Source organism: Paenibacillus sp. JT22N15 (assembly GCF_059383755.1).
Map to the genome: position 1 here is coordinate 17,574 of NZ_JBXENV010000001.1, position 21,318 is coordinate 38,891.

Genomic DNA, 21,318 nt, shown 5'->3' on the forward strand with positions numbered 1-21,318 from the left:
CGTTAAATAATGGCAGTATCCGACTGCCTGCGAAGCCGCTCCAGCTCAACGCTCGCCAGCAGAAGCGGGGCAACGCCCATCAGTACATCGCTGACGACCTGCTCGCTCATATAATATTCATAGGAGCCGTCGCGATACTTGCGCCCGCCCAAGCCTGCCCCGTTACAAATGCTGTGGAGATGAACGCCATGCTCATCCTCGGTTACGAAGCGCTCAAGAATTCCATCATATGCGAGCTCCACTGCCTGCCTGTCAATCTCAGCCAAATAACCGAGCCGAATGCCCTTAGCCAGCGCATACGTCAACATACACGAGCCCGACGACTCCAAATAGTTTCCTTGGCGGCCGTTGCAGTCCAGCAACTGGTACCACACGCCGCTCTCCTGATCCTGAACGCGCAGCAAGGCATTCGCCATCCGCTCAAAAATCCCCATCAGCTGGCCGCGTTTCGGATGATGAACGGGAAAATGCTCAAGCGAGTCTACGAGCGCCATGGCGTACCAGCCCATCCCGCGTCCCCACACATGCCGGGAGCGGCCCGTGGCGGCATCGCACCAGCGCTGTTCCCTGCTCTCGTCCCATGCGTGATGCAGCAATCCCGTTTGGGGGTTGCGCGTGCGCCGTTCGATCAACAGCAGCTGATGCGCCGCTTCATCGAACCAACCGCTCTCGCCAAAGGTGTTGGCAAATTCCGCCATAAACGGAGAAGACATGTATAGACCATCCAGCCACATTTGGAAGGGATATATTTTTTTATGCCAATATCCGCCTTCATCTGTACGGGGCTGCCCAATCAATTGAGTAATGAGAAGCCGGGCGGCCTGTTCATACTTTGAATCTCCTCCATTTCTCCATAGTCTCAGCAGGTTTTTTCCTTTGTTAATATGGTCGAGATTGTAATCCTCCAGCGTATAGCCGCGAATGGAGCCGTCCTCTTGGATGAAAACATCTATATGACGCTTCACTGTTGCTTCGTATTCAGATTCTTCGGTCCAATCGCCGAGCCTCCCGATCGCCGTCAGTGCCATCCCGGCCACATAGCCCCACTTATTAGCAATATTCGGGTGATAGCCATCTTCGCTTTGGGACAAAATCGTTCTGGCGACCCTAACGGATATACGTTCTGCATTAAGGATTTCAGTTGCAGCATTCATCAGCTTCTCCTCCTTTTGGTTACTTTTCCAGCAGCGGTAAAGAACTAAAATCTTCTGGAATGTCGACTACATACAAATTGCCATATCCGTTCTTATCGCTTGTGAAGAGCAGCCTTTTTCCGTCCGCATTGAAACGCGGGTGGGCGTGCACCTTCTGCGAATGAAAGCTGCAGCGCAGCTCGCACAGGATTCGCGGGCCTTCGTACGCGCCGTCGATCTTGCGCCATAGGCTAAGCGTCTTGACCGCTCCCTTCCCATCAACGATCGCTTGCCCCAATCCGTCCGCATAGCCATGCCAAGTATCGAAGCCGAACTCCGTCTCTTCCATGCCTGTATTGTCATAACGAATATTGCCAAAAAAATTGGTACCGTCCACTCGGAATCCATGATAGCCAACCGTTACGCCATCCGGATAAAAAAATTCATGCCCAACCTTCTCGCCTTCCTCCAGACGCTCCCTGATCTTCCAAGCATGACCCGTGCGCAGGTCCAGCCCCCAGATACGATGGTCTACCAAATGCCATGGGCCTTCGTGGCAAAAGGTCATCAGCCAAGGCTCCTTTGGGGATGTATTGATATGGGTAATGAATCGGTTCGCTTCATATACCTTCTCTCCGCCGCCGATCTGCGCATCAATACGTACGATCATGCTGTGGGGCGCGGCCTCCATCAACTCCCGATGGCCGACATAGCCGTTGCCTAGATCGAGCCGGATGCGATACGACAGATCCTCCTGTACGCAGGTCATAATGAACCGGCCGTCGGCTGTCGCGTTCGCATTGCCCAGATGATAGCCCTTCGGTGCTTCGTAGATCAGCTTCTCTTCAAGCGATTCAAGGTCCAGACGAATAAGGCTTCGTCCCATTTTCACGAACGCCGCGCTCCCGTCAGGCAGCAGACAAGCATCCAATTGATCCACATCGTTGTAATCCGTCAGCTGGGTTATCAAACCGCTCTCCACATGCAAGCTGTACAGGTTCGCACAATTTTCCCTGTCCGAGATGAACAACAGCCGTTGTTCTCCGTCATACCAACCGTTTTCCGTAAAATATAAATGATAGCTATGCGCCTTATAATTGGTTAATTGCGTTACTTCAAGGCCTGTTAGCCGATCAGTTTCCGTCTTCCGTTCCGAGGGCCACACGGTTCCTTTTGCAGACATGCTCTCGCCTCCTGAATATTGAAAGCTTTAGAAGCCTCTACAGCCAGGGCTTCAGCCCTTCCCATTTCACCGACCAGCTTCCATCCTGTGGGAAGCCCGGATTGAGGGCAGCCGGACTAGCCGCCGATTGTCCGGCTTCGTTTTCCTTCCAGCCAGCAGCCATCATGGCAACGGCGGTCAGCAGCCCGCCGTTGCCCGGCAGGTAAGCGGATAAGCCAGGACGCTGATAATTATGACCGTTGGTTAGGTACGTATTTTTGGACGCATCCATTAAAAGGAAATCAACGGCGAGATCCGCTTCTCCGAGTCTTGCTGCCGTCATTGCACACATCGGGAAATCCCAGCCCCATGCCGATTCCCAGATCCATACTTCCTTCACCTTCAGCAGTGTATTCAGCATGACCTTGCGGTCGATTAACGCGCCCGGCAAAACGCCGAGTGCTCCCAGCATGGACGGATGGTCGCGATTTTTCGTCAGAAATGTTTCAAGGCACTGCTCATGGGCAAGGTATACGCCCTCCGCCTGCGGAGGCTCAGCTAACGAACCGGCAACCTCTGCCCAAAGCGGGTTCACAGGCTGCTGCATGCGTTCCGCCCAACGAATCGCAATATCCAAGCCATACTTCCAGTACTCCAGCTCGTAAGGCGGATTTTTGCTGTCCTGCATAGAATGGCATTCCTGTGCCGGAATAAGGGGCGGCCCCAGATCATAAACTCGCTTCTCTTCATTCCAGTGAGCGAAGGAAACCATGAAATCAGCCGCTTCGAACACGATGCTGCGGAACCGCTCCAGAGTATCGCTCGACGGATCCGCCTGATAGCAGAGCTCGGCAAGCGTCATTGGATGCGGCTGCTGCCAGATTAGCCCGTTTGCAACCGGCGATGGGCATGGCTTGCCGTCGAAGCCTACCATCTTGGGCCAACGCGCCCCTTCATAGCCTTGAGACTGCGCCAATTCGCGCGCGACCGGTAAGATTTGCGCGTACCAATCCATGCTGTTCAGCAAATAATTCTCTCTGCCCCACAATGGAAAATGAGCCGCATGCCACCAATGCATCTCCAGATGCGACTTGCCAAACCAGCTATTGTACATCAGGCCTGTTTCTTGCGGCGGCAGCGAGCCTCCACTGTGCAGCGCAAGCAAAAATTGCGACAATACGACGCGTCTCTCCAGCTCATAGGCTCTTGGATCGGCGCTTCCGGAGAAGTCGATTGCCGCGCCGCTCATCCAGAACGATTCCCAATGACGCGCGCTTGCGGACTTGATCGCTTCGACCTCTTCCGTCTGCGCCGACTCCTGCGCGAAGCCGATGGAGAATTCCAGCAATTCTCCGCCCGGGTCCGGCAGCAGCGTAAATTCGTGAACACCGGTCCGCTCCAGGCTCCCGGCGCTCCAAGACCAACTGACCTCATAGCGGTCCTCGTCCATGATTCTCACGATAGTTGCCCCGTTAACGCCCGTCTCGCCTAGCTCCGTAAGATGCCTGCCGTCATTGTCCAGATCCGGAAATACAGCCTTGGCCCATGTGGTAGATATCATATCAGGCGCTGGAAAACGGATGAAAACCTGCAGCCTTCCCTGTTCAATTAGCGGCGAATCGACGCTTACCCCAATGGTGTCAATCGTCGGATGGCAAGCGGTCATAACATGAACCGGCACGCCGCTCACTGCGAATTCGCTTGTCAAAATGCCTGTCCATAGATTCATTTTTTGGGTCATATTCGTTATATCCCCAGCTTCAGCTTCTTCACCCGTATCTAATAAAAATCGAAACGAAATGCGGCCAAGCTGAAGGCGATGGGGGTTTTGTCGCAACCAGTGGTATGCCTCTGGCTTGTCGCCCGGTTTCATCGCATACCCCACCTCCCTGCCGTACGTATCGTAGGCCTGGTACGCGGCATCACTCTCGATGAATCGTCCCGGGCCGCCTGTATAATGCCATCCCCAATTGGACTGCGTGCCCAGCGGCACCTCATATTGATTCGGAAAAGTCTGCAGGCCGGTAATATCGGCGCTGAAGGCAAACTCGCCATTGCCTACGGAAAACGGGGATACCGGGTCCCATTTATTCAACTCCGGTTGATGGCGTTCCACGATCTGTCGTCTGTCCATTGGCTCCTCCTATTTGCTAGAACCCAGAGGCTGCGCAGCCTATAATCATTCGAACGGGAAATCCATCCGGGTTCTCATCATATCCCGGTACTTGCCCGGGGTAATATCCTTGAATTTGCGAAAGCTGCGAATAAAGCTATTCTCATGTTGATAGCCAACCATCAGCCCGATATCCGAAATACGGTCATCCGTCTTTAACAGCAGCTCACTCGCCCGCTCGATACGAAGACGAGTCAAATAGTTATAGATCGTTTCTCCCGTTTCTTGTTTGAACAGCTGGCTGGCAAGACTGCTGCTAACGCCAATCGCCTCAGCTACCTCCGGTATGCCTATGGGCTCGTTAAGATTTTGCTTCAAGTAGTCGACCATCCGTTGGCACATGATAAAGTCCTTGCTCTCGGCCAAACGGCGGAAGCGCTGCGCCAGCACGGCAGCCCTGCTCTCCAGTTTATCTTTGATATCCTCCAAGCGAAGGGTATCTATTCGAACATACGTTTGAAAATAAGAGCCTTCCGAGGCTGGGCGTATTTGCTCGATCCTCTCGATGGCCGACTGCAGGAAGGATACGGCCACCGATGGGTACCCGTATTGACAGCGGATATTATCGGTCATTCGAACGACTGCTTCCAGAGAACTCGGCTCATCGCCCATTTCTATAGCGCCAATCAATTCATCCAGCGCGCTTTCAAACTGCAGCGGTTCGTTCACTTCATGCCCGGACACCTCTTGGAACGTGATGACCTGTCCATAGCCTTGGTACAGCCGGTATGTAAGCGCATTCTCCGCTTCCAGCATCACTTGCTTTAATTTTGCAATATCCGTCTGCGTGTTGCTGACCCCAGCCGATACGCTGAATTTCAATAAGCGTGACACTACCTCTAGCGATTCAGCCAGCTTGCTCTCGCATCGCTGCCCTTCTACACGCGGCTGCAGCAAGATGGCTGTCTTATCCGTTCCGAAATCGGCGCATACGATTCGCCACTGCGGCTCGAACAGTTCAGCCACAATATTGGCCAATGCGAATTTTAACAGGGAATGATCGCCGCCGGTAAATGTGCGAGACCATTCCTCATAACGGTCAATCGATAGAACGGCCACCGTCACCGGCGCCTCCGTCCATTCGCCAAAATAACGGTTCCATTTCTCTTCAATGTCCCGCTTCCCGCTAAGATTGCCGGAATAAATATCAGTAAGCAGCTTCGAGGCAGCCTCCGACATCGACTCCCGGACAAGCTGAGCCAGATGCGCATGATTGGTAAGCAATTCACCAGCAAGCTTCTCTAGATCCATGCCCTCCGATCCGCTCTTTTTGCGGTCATACCTGCTGAACAGCTGCTTGAGCCTGCGCACGGGACGGAAAGCCGCCGCATTAATATAGAAAATCGTTAACCCACCAAGCCCGAGAGCCGCAATGGATACTAAAAGAACCACCTTCGCCACCCGCTTGGACTTAGCCAGCAGGCTGTCCTGCTCAACAATAGACACATAGCTCCATCCCGTTACAGGCGATTTGAGCTGATTAATAAGCAATTGGCGATTCTGAATGGTGATATCCCCGCCATCGTCCTCTTTCAACGACTCAATCGCATGGTTTACCGACTCTTGATTAAACTCATAGTTCGAAACGGAGTAGAGCAGCTCGTCATGCTCGTCAATAATATAGCGCATCCGGTTCAAATTGTTCATGATTGGCGGATTCAGCTTCGCGAATAACTCGTCATTTTTAAGATTGACAGCTACGATTCCTTTGAACTCTCCTTGAATCATGATCTTACGGAACAGCGTAACGCTTGAGCCTTTAGCTCCTGCCCCTTCAGGCACCATCCTTTTCTTAATGAGCGTCGTCCTCTCTCCGAATTCAGAAGCTACGCCGGTCCAGTCGGAATCGTCGAATGTCAGCCTATTGGAGCTGAAGCCCTGCGGAATTGCCAGGAAGCTTTCCCGGGTAAGATCATAAACATAAATGCTTTTAATATATTTGGAATTGCTGATTAATGTCGATAGAAACTGGTAGGCCTCCGTAATATTCGTATATGAGCCCTGTGATTTGCTGGTCAAAAACTTGTAAACATTATCATTCAAAGCGACTTGAATCGCGACCTTGTCGCTCTCGCTGATCAACTCGTCGATCACGTTCATATCGAGCTTCAGCATTTGGCGCTGCAATTCGCTGAGCTCTTCCTGCATCACCGATTTAGACGTGTTGTACGAGGTCAAGCTTACAGCCAGAATAATGAGAAAGACGGAAACGGTCAAAATCAGCACGAGCCTAACTTGGGTATGTGCCAGATTATATTTCAACCATTTCTTGATAGACTGCGTCACGATAAATCCCACCTTATGCCGAGGATCCTTCTATTATAACGTGATCCTGCTCTCGCAACATACTCAGCCCGATCTTCTTACTCACACTCCAAAGCCCCTCAAGCCTTTTCTTTCAACCATTCTTTCATTCGCTGCGTTTCAATGCCGGCAAGCAGTACGATGCCGATACCATGCGTATCATTCAAATTCCAGCCTAAATCATGCTTATAGTAAGCATGGGAATAGGACCAGCTGGAGCCTTTGCATACCCCGTACAGATTCCCTCGTTTGTCGATGGCCCGCTCGCATAATCCCTGCCAGCCGGTCAGCGCCGCCCTGATGTACGGCTCCGGATTTTCGAGCCAGCTATGGCGAATCCCGAGCGCAAAGCCGTAAATGAACATCGAGGTACACGAGGATTCCTCATATGACTCCGCATCGACCAATACTTGATGCCATAGGCCATGCTTGCCCTGCAGCCTGCGGTATCCTTCGGCCAAATCCCGATAGAAAGCGAGTATGGACGGGTAGCTCTCATGCGTCCTTGGCAATACTTCGAGCAATACGGCCAGCGAGAAAAATACCCAGCCGTTGCCCCTGCCCCAGACCGTCCCAGACGGCTTGCTATTGCGAACATCATACACATGAGACATGACCTGCCGATCCGCCATGTACAAATACTTCTTATAAAGCAGAAGCTGCCCCGCGGCTTCATCCATATAGCTCGCATCGCCGGTAAGCTCGGCATACCTGCATAGGAAAGGAACGCTCATGTACATATCGTCGCACCACATCGTGTTATGCATACTCGGGGAGACGCCGACTTTGCGATACAGCGCTCCGTCTTCCATGCGGTCCTGCACGTTCATAATATAATGGGCAATATCATCCGCCACCGCACGCGAGCCTTCAATCAAGCGGTCGCGTTCTGCCATAATGGCTAGCGCCCCAAAGGAGCCGCAGTCATCAAGACTGTCGATATGCGACAGCTGGTTGTTTAAGCCTGCTGCTCCGAAGCGCTCGCGGTCCCACAGCGAGTAGGCATAAGTCGATGTCGCGAACTCGACATGGCCCGCAACGTAATCCGCCAAATCTTCACGCTCAAGCAGCCGGCTTGAACCTAGCAGTCCTGACAGCGTAACGCCAAGCGGATAATTCCAACGGCCGTAAAGCTCATTTTCGAGAAATGGGCGTACATGCGCTCCCGGCTGATCCGTCGTCCAGAAAACGTTCGTGAAGCGGTCGGCCGACACCTTGCCCGGTGCCAGATAATCGGCCGAATCCATATTCGCTTCCGGTGAGAGCGGACCCAGCAGCAGCCATTTACCTTTATAGCCATGCACGCGCCGCCCGAGAACCAGTTCAACGTTAGGCGATGCAATGTCCTCAAGCTGAAAACCCCATCCTTGCCCATCGCATCGGCAATGGGCGATTAGGTCGCCGCTCCCCGGGTCTGCACCCAATTCGAGGGAGAAGTCTCCCGCTTCTCGAACCGCGTATACTTCTTTTCCCTGCCATATAAACTGTAATGGACCGTATGCGGTTCCTGAGATCGTGACTGGCTGCTTAGAGACGGTACGGTTGGCGATCGTCGTCCATGCATAAGCGGAATAGCCAGGCTGCATGCCATATAAAAGATCCAACCTCCCTTTTCCCTCTTCTCGTGCAGGCAGCCATTCCGCTCCAGTAGCTGCTTCCGTCTGATTAGTGCCCGGGATGCGATTAAGCGGATGGGCCGACGGCGCCGTATAGATCCAGCCTTCCTCCCCGTCCCGCTCATCGGATGGAGCCAGAAAGTGAAAAGGCTTATTTTTGCGGCTGCCTGTTCCGAACGCCGCTCCGCAGTTTCCTTCCTGTCCCACCCCCAGCTCCAGAACAAAGTGATTCCATCCCCGCAGCAGATTTATCTTTAGCTTTATCGGCAGTACGACTGAAGTCGGATCCGCTTCGGACATCTCCTCCTCCGGTGACGAGCCAAAGCGCTGATCCCCATTGTGATGCAGCTTCACTTGCCCGTAGCAGCGAAGATGGAAGATGAACTCCTGCGGCTGATCGATCCAGAGCTTTGCCCAAGCGTAAACCCGCAGGCCTGCTTCCATTTCCTTAAACATGCTTCTCAGCGGAAATTCATATAAGTGGTCCGCTCCCTTGCGGACCGCGCTGGCCCGAGTCACCCGGTACACAGGGCCATGAGGCGGATTATCGCCGACATACCGCTGCGCGATAACCTTAAGCACATGCGGAATGCTTCCGCCCTCCGTCTGCGCGGCCATGCTTTCCATCGAATCGAAATACCCGCTTAGGTTAGCTGCCATTACCCTCCTCCTCTCTGGCCGTTTAGGCTCTTTGGACGCTCCTGCAATTCGCTGCCAGGGCTGCCGGTACCGCTTTCCAGCACTTCCTCGATCGTAACCAGGCGATGCTCCTTTACCGAGCGCCAGACCGCTTCGCCCGTCGCCACCGAATAAGCGCCGTCAACCGCACCCGATAAGATGCGGAACGGCCGTCTACGGTCCTCGCCCATGAATAAGTCTTCCAGCAGCAGCGGATCGCCCCCGCCATGTCCGCCTTCCCGGTGCACGACATGTATCGTTTCCTTTGAGCCGAACAATGGAAAGTAGTCGATCGTTTGGACAGGCGTAGGGAATGGCGTTCTGCCAGGCATATGATATTCCACCGTCTCGAGCCTTCCTTTCGTCCCGTTAATGGCTAGCCGATAACCTTCATAAGGCAGCGAGAAGTTGACGGAATAACTGAGCAGCGCGCCGCCGCTGTATTTCACGGTCGCGGCGTACGTATCTTCAATTTCTATTTCTGAATCGAAAATGCAGCGGTCCGGACGGTAATCCGAATAGGGAAACGCCGATGTCTTCCCTGTATCAAGAGACCCGAGATGATCATCCGGCACTTTAAGATTCCGGCTGCGGGCATTCCACCGCGAGTAATACGAGCAGTCCTCGGTATGAGAGCAGGTGCTGCAAAATCTGCCGTCCTCCTTCCTCGGATTCGCCTCGCCTTGGGCGCCATAATAATTCAAAGCACCAAAGGAAAATACTTCTACCGGCTTCTGATCAATCCACCAGTTGACCAAATCGAAATGATGTGTGCTCTTGTGTACGGACAAACCGCCCGACAGCTTGCGTTCCCGGTTCCACCTTTTGAAGTAGCTCGAGCCGTGATACGTATCCAAGTACCAGTTCAAGTCAATCGATGTTATTCTGCCAAGCTTCCCTTCCTGCACAATCTCCTTAATCTTCGTATGAATCGGGGCATAGCGGTAATTGAAGGTCACGATAACCGAGCCCTTGCTCGCCTTCTCTGCTTCAATAACGCGCTTGCTGTCTTCTCCCGTTGTCACCATTGGTTTCTCTGTAATGGCATCCAGATCATGCTTTAGAGCGGCAATCAGGTACTGCGCATGCGTGTCGTCGCGGCCTGCAACGATAATCACGTCAGGCTTCGTTTCAGCGACCATTCGATCAAACTCGTTCTCGCCGTAGGTTCTTATGTCGGCATGCTCCGGATATCTCGAACGGTACAGCTCAAAGCGCTTGGGATCTCGGTCAAGCAGGCCGACAAGCTCGCAGCCTCCAGCGAAAGTGGTCAGGATAGGCTTGGCGAACATGCCCAGCGCACGTCCGCTCACGCCGCAAATGGCGTATCGTTTTCTCATCTTATCCAGTCCTTTCTTGCATTTACGCGATCATGAAGACTTCCGCATACCGCTTATTCCTTCACTTTGGCATACCATTCTTGGACGCGCTTGGTGACGGCCTCGCCTCCGGCTTTATTCCAACGCTCCACGAACTCTTCAAATTTCTCTATTGGCCATTCGCCAATGACGATTTTCGTCAGATATTCTTGAAAAAGCTTATGAGATTGGATATCCGGGAAGCCTTCGTACACCGTATTCGGCAATCCGTCGCCGGCGATTCGACGCGCATCGGACGTGCTGACCGCGAAGACATCCTGCACCATCTTCTGCATGTCTTCTGGAATCGTCTCCTTGATCCTTACATCCATATCTTCCTTGGTCGTCAGATTGCGCATCCCAAGCGCGATAGGCCGGCTGTCCTCTGGCGGCAATATGACCTTCTTGCCGTTTACGACTTCATGCTGCTGGCCCTCTATGCCAAAGCGAATAAATTCATCGTTGCTTTGGTCATAGAAAAAATCGAGCAGCTTAAGAGAATATTCGGCTTTATCCTTTGCAGCAGTCGGAATCATCCACTCCGGCTCGCCCATGCTCTTCTGCGTCACAAAGCCTTCAAAACCTTCGGCCTTAGGTACCGGCATGCCGACTACGTAAGCATCGGGCGCTCCTTTGAGCATCGCAGTATAGCGTTCGCGGAGATTGGCTGGAAGGTGATACCAGCTGCCGACCAGGTTATTGTTGATTTTGGCCTGCCAAACATCGCCTTTGTTCAGAAACGTCTCATTGTCTAATAGCTTCTCTTCATATAACTCACGAATATATGCGATAGCAGCCTTCATATTTTTCGTAACGCCAGCGTATTGAATCTCTCCTTCATAGATATCCCATTCCGGTACGCCTTCCCACATCGCGACACCATACATGCCGAACAGGTGGTCCATCCACTTGCCAAACTCGCGGCCCGACGTAGGCAGCTCATCCGCCTTGCCATTGCCGTTCGGGTCTTTGTCCCGGAATGCCCGCAGAACCTCTTTATACTCCTCTGTTGTTTTCGGCATAGACAATCCCACCTTATCCAGCCAGTCCTGACGAATCATCGGCGCCCGCTCGGGTACGAGAAACACCTTAGGCACATAATAAATATGGCCGTCTGGGGAAGCTGACCGTACGATATCCCATGCTTCTTCCGGAATGTTCTTCCATACATTTGGTGCATACTTCGGCAGCAAATCATCGAGTGGCAGAGCGCCGCCCTGCTTGATTAACGTCTGCTCGATGCCTCCAATCGGACGGAGAATGTCCGGCAGATCATCGGACGCAATCATCAAATTCAGAAATTCCGTTGGCTCCGAGCCTGGTGCCGTCGTCAGCAGTTCGTATACGACCCCCGTCTTCTCCTCCACATATTTCACATGCTCATTATCTTTGCCCGGAATGGTTCCTACGCCCATATGGCTTTTGAATACTTTCACCGTAACGGGCGTATTCTTCTCCGCATCATTCACGGAAGCTGCAGGCTTCTCTCCATTATTGGAACAGCCCGAGAGAATCGAAACGACCAGCAGCGATACTAAAGCGGATACTCTGGCCGACTTTCCAAAAACATGTTTCATCATGTGTTCAGTTCCCCTTTTAATGGAATTAATGCTATATATCAAGCCGGAAATTCGGCTTCATACCTTCTTTTCTTCCGCCCTAAAACCCATCATTCTTTCAAGGAGCCCAGCATAGAGCCTTTCACAAAATATTTTTGCAAATAAGGATATACGAGAACAATCGGGATCGTCGCGAATAAAATTGTAGCCGCTTTCAACGTTGTCGTATTAAAATCGTAGTCACCCAAAACCAGATTGACTGCGGCAAGCTCCTCAGGAGAGGTCAAATAAGCGCGAAGCTTCGTTTGCAGCGGCCATTTCTCCGGATCGCGGATGAACAGCACCGCCCGCTGGAAGGTATTCCAATAGCCTACCGCATAAAACAGGCTTACGGTGGCAATTACCGGCTTCGAGAGCGGCAAATAAATTCGGAATAAGATGCCGGCCTCATTACAGCCGTCGATCCGTGCGGAATCATCAAGCTCTTTCGGAATACCTGTAAAGAAGGTACGAATAATAATCATGTTGAACGTACCGATCACCCCTGGCAAAATGAGCGACCATAGCGAGTTCATCATACCCAGCTCGCGCACCGTTAGAAAGAACGGGATCATCGGCGCATTGAAGATCATGGTAATGATAATACCGAGCATGATCGGCTTACGGATAAGAAATTGCTTATGCGATAACGGGTAAGCCGTCAGCACCGAGAATAGCATGCTCAGCAAAGTTCCAGCTACCGTTATATAAACGGTGATACCGAACGATCTCCACAGTCCAGTGTTCTGCAAAATATGTGACCAGGATGCCGTCGTGAATTCAACGGGGAACAGAAACACCTGCTTGGAATCCGCCGCGATCGGCGAGCTGAAGGAGACGGCCAGCAGTTGAAGGAGCGGAAGCAGCATCGTGGCAGCCGCAGCGATTAGAAACGCGTAATTGAAAAACTGGAATAATTGATCTCCTGTAGTCTTTCTCATCACCACAACCCCTGTTCTGTTTTTCGAGCCATGCGGTTAAATATCCACAATAACACGAATCCGATGACCGACTGGAATAATCCGATCGCTGTCGTGACGCTGTACTGCCCTTGCAGCACGCCTGCCCGGTATACGTACGTCTCGATGATATCACCGACCGAATACGTCATCGGCGTCAATAAATTATAAATCTGATCAAAGCCAAGCTCCAAAAAATTCCCAATATTCAATAGGAACAGTACCAGTATCGTCGGGAACATGGTAGGCAGCGTAATATGGATCGTCTGCTTCCACCGGTTTGCCCCGTCCATCACAGCCGCTTCATATAAGCTTGGATTAATGCCTGCAATCGCGGCCAAGTAGATAATCGTTCCCCAGCCCACATCCTTCCAAATGCCGGAGATAACGACGATAGCTCGAAAATATCGCTGCTCCTGCATGAACAGAATCGTTTCCTGCCCGAACCATCCGCGAAGCATATTGAAGACGCCCTGACTGGACAGCAATTCGAATACGATGCCCCCAACGACGACCCAGGATAGAAAGTGCGGGAGATAAAATAAACTTTGCATGACCCGTTTGGCAAGCATCAGCCTGACTTCATTAAAGAGAAGAGCTAAAATAATCGGTGCCGGGAATCCAAAAACAAGTTGATAAAAGGCGATTGTCGCCGTATTCCTTAATACTAAATAGAAGTCTTCATACGTGAAAATAAATTTGAAGTTGTCGAGCCCAACCCACGAGCTGGACAGGATGCCTTTGAAAATCTGATAATCTTGAAACGCGATCACGCTGCCGGCCAGCGGTAAATATTTAAATACGAGATAATAGATGATGCCAGGCACTATCATGACGTAAAGCATCCAATACTTTCGCATATTAACGAGATAACGATTCTCCATCAAGTTGAATCCTCCAGTCAATACGCGAGTGGAGCCAGGCTCCAAATGATCCTGCGTATTTGCCATCGTGAACCTCCTTCGCTTCTTGTAACGCCATCTTACCTGTTCAAGTGAAGTTTAAACAATTGATCAATTCAACATGGCACACACAAATCCGCGATCTCGCCCAAATTGGACGAATAGCGCACTCAGACCGCGATAGGTTGATGAACAATTGCGGCTGCCCCACCGTTCAGATGCGCTTCCTCCGGCATGAAAAAAAGCCGCAGCAGCAAGGCTTCAGCGGATTTGTTGATGCTGTGGCGGATTGGTTTGTTGACGCCTTGCGACAATTCCTCATCGTCCCTATGCTTGCTGGACTCAAAGAAGACTGCCGAGATTTTCTCAGCAGTCTTCGCGGATAGACAGCTATCCCTATCCTTTTTTTCTGGCTTGTTTAACGGTTTAAAGCGGGAATTTGCTGTAGTTGAATGATTTGTAAATGGCGAATCTTAATCATAGATCACCTTAAATATTTCAGTGTACCCTCAAAAAAGCTTTATGCCCTCCGAATAGTTGTAGCTGTTGCACACACTACATACTCACGGAGGTAATAAAATGAAAAAATCAGTAATTTTGGCTGGTGTAGTCTCACTTAGCCTAATGGCAACCACTGCTTTTGCCGCACCTGGAAATCAAGGCAAAAACGAAGCAACTATTAAAGTCGAAGCAAAAGGTGCTACTGTGAGCGATTCCGTTTATGGCGACGGAAAGAACGATGGCTCGAAAGGTCTTCAAAATGCGTATGGCAACGTCAAAGATAAACCCGCAGGCGATCGAATTGCCGAGCTGCTTAAAACAAAATATAACATTGATGTGAATGCTGATACTAGTTTAGCTACACTGGTCAATACATTGGAGAAGGATGGAGAACTAAAAGCTGCAGAAGAAGTGCAAGCCGAGGTTGTCTCGCAGGATCCTACCAATATTGAAGAATATAAGAAACTTAGTAAGATAAAAATAAAGCTCGGCAAAAAAAGTGTAAAGGTTTATGTAAATGGCAAAACGCTAAGTACTGAAGTATCTCCCGTTGTTGAGAGCGGACGCACGTTTGTTCCGTTTCGCGCAATCTCCGAGTCGCTGGACGCCGTAGTTACTTATGATAATGTTTCGAAAACGGTGACCGTTACGCGTGACGGTATCGTGGTCAAACTGACGCTAGGCAGTAAAATCGCTACGATTAATGGGAAAGCCGTTACGCTCGACGTGGCCGGTAAGGTTAAAAGCAACCGAGTTTTTGTACCACTAAGGTTTCTTAGCGAAGCACTGAACACCAATGTAACATGGGATAAAGAAACCTCCAGCGCAATTATCATCGATAAAAATACGGAAGCTTGATTATCTAAGCCCTTTAGCTGATTAGCAACCTTTTCAGGAGCCTTATATTCCTGTACGAAACGAATCATGGAGTGCCTATGCATCTCTCTTTCGTACGAGAACCAGCGCGACTCCACTCTTAGAGTTACCCCCAAACTCCCGCTGCAGAGTTGCAACCAAACAAAGGATATGTTAAAATTCACTAAACTTAACGATAGGAGCTGAAGAGGATAATGTAGACTTTCTTGCTGAACGTTTGAAGAATAAAACATCATGTTTTGTTCTTTGCGTGCAAGAAAGTTACTTATTCTTTTCACTCAAATATATAGGCTTATTTGGCCCGTAATGGGCTAAATTTGCTGTATTTTTTTGAGCTACAAGAAGGGTAACTTTCTTGTAGCTCTTTTTATTTTTTCAAAAGGGGGAATTTGTCATGTCCTTAATTAAAGTGACGAATCTTACATTTGCCTATGAAGGCAGCTACGATAACATCTTCGATCAGGTTAGCTTTCAAATCGATACCGACTGGAAACTGGGCTTTACGGGAAGGAATGGCCGGGGAAAAACGACCTTTCTTAACCTCCTGCTCGGCAACTATGAATACAATGGCACTATTTCTGCCGATGTCAGCTTTGAATATTTTCCATTCCCTATCGAAAATAAGGAAAATAATACGGTGGATATCATCGACCACATATGCCCGGACTATCAGCATTGGGAGCTCCTGCGCGAGCTTTCCCTGCTCAAGGTGTCGGAGGACGTTTTATACAGGCCCTTCGATACTTTATCGAACGGCGAACAAACGAAAGTGCAGCTAGCGGCCCTGTTTCTAAAGGAAAACAGCTTTCTGCTCATCGATGAGCCGACGAACCATCTGGACATCCATGCCAGAAAGCTGGTCAGCGATTATTTGAAAGCCAAGAACGGCTTTATTCTCGTATCCCATGACCGGGCATTTCTTGACAACTGCGTGGACCATATTCTGTCGATCAACAAAACCAGCATTGAAATTCAGAGGGGACATTTTTCCGATTGGTGGGAAAACAAACAACGTCAGGACCACTTTGAGATGGCCGAGAACGAGAAGCTGCGCAAGGACGTCAAGCGGCTGAACGAAGCGGCAAAACGAACGAGCAGCTGGTCGCATGAGGTGGAAAAAACGAAAAATGGCACCCGTAATTCTGGCTCCAAGGTCGATAAAGGATACATCGGGCACAAGGCCGCGAAAATGATGAAGCGGTCCAAATCGCTTGAGCACAGGCAGCAATCGGCGATCGACGAAAAATCCCAGCTTCTGAAAAATGTTGAAAGCTCGGAAAGCCTTAAAATTTCGCAATTGGCTTATCACAAGTCCCAGCTAATTGAGCTGGATCACGTCTCGATTCAGTACGGCGAGAAGACGGTTTGCCGCGACGTCAGCTTCACAATCGAGCAAGGTGATCGCATTGCGCTTACTGGCCCGAACGGCTCCGGAAAATCAAGTCTCCTTAAGCTGATTTATGGCGAGGAAATCCCCTTCTCCGGGACGCTCCGCAAAGGAAGCCAGTTGAAAATTTCCTATGTATCGCAGGACACTGCGCATTTGCGAGGCCATTTGTCAGCTTACGCCGAAAGCCAAGGAATCGACGAGAGCTTGTTCAAAGCGATTTTAAGGAAGCTTGATTTTTCTCGTGTCCAATTCGATAAGGACATAGCCTCCTTCAGCGGCGGCCAAAAGAAGAAGGTACTGATTGCAAAAAGCCTTTGCGAGCCCGCTCACCTGTACATTTGGGACGAACCGCTCAATTTTATTGACATCATTTCCCGGATGCAGATCGAGGAACTGCTGCAGGAGCATTCGCCGACCATCCTTTTTGTAGAGCATGACAGCGAGTTTTGCAAGCATGTTGCAACGAAGGTCGTGGAATTGAACGGCTAGCCAAGCTGGAACAGATCCTGCTGCTTGGTGTTAGGCTGATGCTGGCTCGGCTCTAAAGAAAAAAATCTTCCCCTATCGGTTAGACAACTAAAAATCCAGCTCAGTCAGCGCGTGCCGATACTCAATCGGTGCGCGCTGGTTGAGTTAGCCTTGTTGTTGCAAATGGCAGTATCTTTTGCACACCTACAGCTTTCGTGCTGTAAAATCGGCCGACTTTTCCATGGACCAGCTCTAGGCAATTGAGCTGTCCTCCAAAGGAACAACCACCGTCAATACCTATTTTGTCTCCGCCCAGCCAGATCTCACAGGAACCGTGAATATCCTTTGTAATCGTATGGCCAAAGACAACAACCTTTTCCATACGGGTTTTGTTCCTGTAAAACTCCTCCTTGATATAAAGCAAGTCATGAACATTCTGCTCAGATAATTGGGATACTGAAGGATTTAAACCTGCATGCACATAGATGTAATCATTATCTTCGTAAAGGCAAGGAAGATTTTTCAGAAAGTCCATATGAGAAGAAAGCTCCCCCATAATCACGTCTCTAACTTCCTTCAAATGATCTAAACCATTGCTTTTGGTGGTCTTACCGTAACTTTGTAAAGTTTCGCTGCCGCCTTTTTCAAAAAATGTAATGATTTCTTTTTCACTCGCCTGATTTTCTATCACCCTAACAAAACGATGGTCATGGTTGCCTTGTAATGCAATTGCCCCCTGCTCTTGGACTAAATGCATGACTAGGTCAACTACCTTTTTGCTTTCTGGCCCTCTGCTTACATAATCCCCCAGAAGAATCAATCTATCGTTTACTGAATGATAATCGACTTTTTCCAAGAGTTCTATAAACTCGCGGTAACAACCATGAATATCGCTGATTACCAATGTTCGATCAACATTCATAAGTTTTCTCCCTTATACGAATGGTTAGATTTCACCAAAGCGATCCATTTAAATTTGGATATATTATCCTGTATAGGATAACACGTAAAACCTTTCTCAAAAACATCACTAAATATAGGGTTTACTTTGAAAATTGAAGAACTTGTTACGACACTGGCTGGCTCCCACAAGCTCGTCCATCCGTCAAGAGCTTGTGGGAGCCAGCCAGTGCATCCATATATTTATTCTCCTTCGTTGTCTGCATGCCTACAACGAAGGAGTTTTTAATTTTAGGAAAATCACTGAGCCAGCTAACCGGAAAAATAGTTATTTAACCGTTGCTCTGCGAGCCGGAGTAATACTTTGGGGATTTCTAAACACATTTTTAGGGTCATATTTAGCTTTTATTCTCCGCAGTCTAGGATAGTTCGCTCCATAGTATACCGGCCCGGAATTTTTTATTCCTTGGTCAGGAACGTTTATATAGGACCCTACGATATAAGGCTGCAGCTTCCGGCGTGTCCTGCGAACGATGGCGATATTTTTAGCGGCTTCCGATTTCTTGATCCATGAACTGTTCCACTCGACATAGAACTTCGCTTTACGCCAGTAAAATGCCGTTGATCGAGGCGCTTTACGGCTTACAGCCCCGCCCCAGTTGAGGAAAAAGAATCCCGCGAACTCCCCCTCTACGTTTTCCAAAAATTTGCGCATGGACCTTATCGCCTTATCAGGGAACGGTTTCCTTCCGAAACCAGAAGAGAATTGATTACTGTACCTTTGCGTCAGCACTGGATCGGGAGGCAATAAAAACTTCACGGCTTCCGTGTACGGCAACAACCGGATGATGGTGCTCGTTGGCGTTCCGACGCTCGTAACGGGCTTTAATAGGCGGATGGCCTCCGTTTTTGATCCGAGGAATAGGCCTTCCATGGAGACATTGCCGCCCTTTTTCGGGCCGATCGATAATTCGCTGCCTAGCTTGTTATTGACGAAAGGCGCCCATTTTTGCCAGGCTTTGAGTACCGCTTCGAATTGATGCCATGGCCAGGTGATCCGATATACGGTCGCCTTAGCTGGCGCGCGATGTACTTTAAATTTGTATTTGGTGTATACGCCAAAGTTGCCGCCTCCGCCCCCGCGGGAAGCCCATAGCAGATCTGAATTGCACTTTTTGTTGGCACGAATAATTCTGCCCTTCGCGTCAACCATTTCGAGTTCGAGAAGATTATCGCTGATAAGGCCAATCGACCTTTGGAGCGGCCCGATTCCCCCACCGAGTGTGATTCCGCCAATGCCAACGGAAGGGCTGTCGCCAAAAGGAGCTATAAAGCCTTGCCGTGCAAGCGTGTTTGCGATTCTTCCCACTCTATTGCCCGTCTGGACAACAGCCGTTCCACATTTTTTATTTAATTTAATTTTCTTCATGTCGCTTACATCAATGACAATTCCTCCGTTGACCTGTGAAAGATTGACTTCAAGAGAATGTCTGCCACTTCTTGGACGAATGGGTACCTTATTCTCACGGGCCCATTTTATCGCATTGGCCACATCTCGTGTTCTTTGAGCAAAAACAAACACTTTAGGAAATTTGTCCGTATGGGGATCCCAATTTTTACGTGCCGCTTCATAACCCGTATCGCCTTTAAAAATAACGCGCCCGGTAAGCTTCGTTTTTGATCTCAATAACCGCATCTCCCTTTGAGTAGATGATTAACACTGCTATCCAACATAAGGCACCGTATATCGTATGAAGGACATTCGCATAGGGAATGGGCTAATATACTGAAATAAATTCACTCGGAAAAAGGCCTGGAATCCCCCTATCTAGTCTGGAAATACAATCGGTAACGGCATACCAGATTCGTTAAATTTACCAGCGATAATACAGCAAGCCATATAATTAGAGATGACATGGTGGTCCATAATCCAATCCAAGGCAGAACACGCCCAGCACCAATAAATGCAGCTAGCTGGGGCAGGGATAGAAGAATCAAGACAGGCAGCAGCCTCCCGACCGATGAAATAATCAATTTCCCAGCTGTTAAACTCTTCTTGCGCCTATTGATTCGGCTGATTGCATAGCCTCCCCAAAGGGCCGTTCCAATTACCAGCAGCACCATAACCGCCTCCATGGTTCTGCTGTTAAAGACAGAAGCTTCAGCTTTCTCACCCTTAATAATCCGTGCAATCCCGTCGACAAAAGCGGAGTAGTTAACAAAAGCATTTAAACCCGAATCAAACATAACCGTGATGCCAAGCTGTTGATCCAAATCTATCGTTTCTTCCGCTTTATATGTCCAAAAAATTCCGCTATGGGAAATCGTTCGGCCCCCAAGCTCATCTTCTTCTGCAAGCCACCCCATTCCATAAGGGCCGCTCTGCCCAGCTGTATGGAATTGCTTCATAAGCTCCGGTGCAAGAAGACGGGAATGATATTGAGCGAGCATCCATTTTGCCATGTCTTCTGCAGTTGAAACAATGCCGGCAGGACCGTCAATAAACCAAGAGGGCTCAGCCTTGCTTACTGGATAGCCAAACAATAGATAATGCCCCCGCGGTATGGCAGGATTCTCAATGAGTTGCCGTGTGCTGCTGACGTTGAAGGTATGACTCATCCCCAAGGGATCAAACACATTTTCTTTCAAATAAACAGAGAAGCTTTGTCCGCTTACTTTCTCCACAAGCAGGGCTAAATACTGATAATTAGGATTGTGGTAGCTAAAGGTTTTTCCTGGATCGTTGGCAAGCTTAACCGTGATTAATGATCTATTTATCTCTTCCAACGACTGATATTGAGGGAAGCGGGTCATGTCGGGCTCTACTTTGTCAGTAAGACCGCTTGTCTGATTTAGCAAATGCCGGATCGTAATGTCCCGGACACGCTCATCCTCTGGCAAAAGGTCCGGAAAGTAGGATGCGTATGGCGCGTCAAGCTCGATGAGTCCTTGTTCCACCAGCTGCAGAACGGCCAGCGCCGTAAAAGACTTGCTTAATGAGGCGATGGGAAAGGGGGTACTGCCGGTTATAGCCGGACCATCTGAAAACTCACCATAACCTCTTGTATAAAACACATCTTCGTTATGGGTTATGGCAAGCGATATACCCGAAATATGATTGTTTTTCATGTTTTTTATAACATAGTCATCCATTTTTCGGAGTATTTCTTCCTTATTTCGGGCTTCAATAGCGGAAGCTGGTGCAGCAAAGATTGACAGGGTCATCAGCAAGCAGCCCAAGCATAATAATAATTTCTTTTGCAAGACTAACATTTCAGCACTCCTTATTCCTGTGATAAG

15 protein-coding genes are annotated in these 21,318 nt (G+C 49.7%); 3 read left to right on the forward strand and 12 right to left on the reverse strand.

Annotated elements, in window-relative coordinates:
* Positions 1-2: 2 nt before the first annotated feature.
* The 9 genes from AC50X8_RS00085 to AC50X8_RS00125 all read right to left on the reverse strand — a co-directional run bounded on the left by AC50X8_RS00085 (position 3) and on the right by AC50X8_RS00125 (position 13,865).
* Positions 3-1,154: a glycoside hydrolase family 88/105 protein gene (locus AC50X8_RS00085; protein WP_056029120.1), complete on the reverse strand. Its 1,152-nt coding sequence runs from the start codon at positions 1,152-1,154 to the stop codon at positions 3-5.
* A 19-nt stretch (positions 1,155-1,173) separates the two neighbouring features.
* Positions 1,174-2,316 (reverse strand): oligogalacturonate lyase family protein, encoded by a 1,143-nt coding sequence (locus AC50X8_RS00090; RefSeq protein WP_494877991.1) that lies wholly within the window; start codon positions 2,314-2,316, stop codon positions 1,174-1,176.
* Positions 2,317-2,353: 37 nt separating this feature from the next.
* Positions 2,354-4,429: a glycoside hydrolase family 65 gene (locus AC50X8_RS00095; RefSeq protein ID WP_494877993.1), complete on the reverse strand. Its 2,076-nt coding sequence runs from the start codon at positions 4,427-4,429 to the stop codon at positions 2,354-2,356.
* Between the two features lie 45 nt (positions 4,430-4,474).
* The gene (locus tag AC50X8_RS00100) at positions 4,475-6,754 is read right to left on the reverse strand and encodes a helix-turn-helix domain-containing protein (protein WP_056032700.1); all 2,280 of its coding nucleotides are present in this window, start codon (positions 6,752-6,754) and stop codon (positions 4,475-4,477) included.
* 98 nt (positions 6,755-6,852) lie between these two features.
* Positions 6,853-9,048 (reverse strand): glycoside hydrolase family 88/105 protein, encoded by a 2,196-nt coding sequence (locus AC50X8_RS00105; protein WP_494877995.1) that lies wholly within the window; start codon positions 9,046-9,048, stop codon positions 6,853-6,855.
* Entirely contained in the window at positions 9,048-10,406 is a 1,359-nt protein-coding gene (locus tag AC50X8_RS00110; RefSeq protein ID WP_056029128.1) for a Gfo/Idh/MocA family protein, read from the reverse strand. The genes AC50X8_RS00105 and AC50X8_RS00110 overlap by 1 nt, the downstream gene beginning before the upstream one ends.
* Before the next feature lie 53 nt (positions 10,407-10,459).
* Positions 10,460-12,004, reverse strand: coding sequence for an extracellular solute-binding protein (locus AC50X8_RS00115; RefSeq protein ID WP_056029130.1), 1,545 nt, complete (start codon positions 12,002-12,004; stop codon positions 10,460-10,462).
* Positions 12,005-12,093: 89 nt separating this feature from the next.
* A complete protein-coding gene (locus AC50X8_RS00120) occupies positions 12,094-12,963 on the reverse strand; it encodes a carbohydrate ABC transporter permease (RefSeq protein ID WP_056029131.1) in 870 nt (289 codons plus the stop codon).
* Entirely contained in the window at positions 12,963-13,865 is a 903-nt protein-coding gene (locus tag AC50X8_RS00125; protein WP_494878656.1) for an ABC transporter permease, read from the reverse strand. Before AC50X8_RS00125 ends, AC50X8_RS00120 begins: the two co-directional genes overlap by 1 nt.
* A 110-nt stretch (positions 13,866-13,975) precedes the next feature.
* Between AC50X8_RS00125 and AC50X8_RS00130 the strand changes: the two genes are divergently transcribed.
* The 3 genes from AC50X8_RS00130 to AC50X8_RS00140 all read left to right on the forward strand — a co-directional run bounded on the left by AC50X8_RS00130 (position 13,976) and on the right by AC50X8_RS00140 (position 17,139).
* The gene (locus tag AC50X8_RS00130) at positions 13,976-14,269 is read left to right on the forward strand and encodes a hypothetical protein (protein ID WP_494877997.1); all 294 of its coding nucleotides are present in this window, start codon (positions 13,976-13,978) and stop codon (positions 14,267-14,269) included.
* A 193-nt stretch (positions 14,270-14,462) separates the two neighbouring features.
* The gene (locus AC50X8_RS00135) at positions 14,463-15,242 is read left to right on the forward strand and encodes a copper amine oxidase N-terminal domain-containing protein (RefSeq protein ID WP_494877999.1); all 780 of its coding nucleotides are present in this window, start codon (positions 14,463-14,465) and stop codon (positions 15,240-15,242) included.
* 412 nt (positions 15,243-15,654) lie between these two features.
* Positions 15,655-17,139: an Lsa family ABC-F type ribosomal protection protein gene (locus AC50X8_RS00140; RefSeq protein ID WP_494878001.1), complete on the forward strand. Its 1,485-nt coding sequence runs from the start codon at positions 15,655-15,657 to the stop codon at positions 17,137-17,139.
* A 121-nt stretch (positions 17,140-17,260) separates the two neighbouring features.
* On the opposite strand, the gene AC50X8_RS00145 is transcribed toward AC50X8_RS00140, so the two are convergent.
* The 3 genes from AC50X8_RS00145 to AC50X8_RS00155 form a co-directional block, all read right to left on the reverse strand.
* On the reverse strand, positions 17,261-18,040 hold the full coding sequence (locus AC50X8_RS00145; RefSeq protein ID WP_063892459.1) for a metallophosphoesterase family protein: 780 nt from the start codon (positions 18,038-18,040) through the stop codon (positions 17,261-17,263).
* 306 nt (positions 18,041-18,346) lie between these two features.
* Positions 18,347-19,705 carry an FAD-binding oxidoreductase gene (locus tag AC50X8_RS00150; RefSeq protein ID WP_155972728.1) on the reverse strand — a complete coding sequence of 453 codons (1,359 nt, stop codon included), beginning with the start codon at positions 19,703-19,705 and terminating at the stop codon, positions 18,347-18,349.
* A gap of 137 nt (positions 19,706-19,842) precedes the next feature.
* Positions 19,843-21,291 (reverse strand): serine hydrolase domain-containing protein, encoded by a 1,449-nt coding sequence (locus AC50X8_RS00155; RefSeq protein WP_494878004.1) that lies wholly within the window; start codon positions 21,289-21,291, stop codon positions 19,843-19,845.
* Positions 21,292-21,318: the final 27 nt, after the last annotated feature.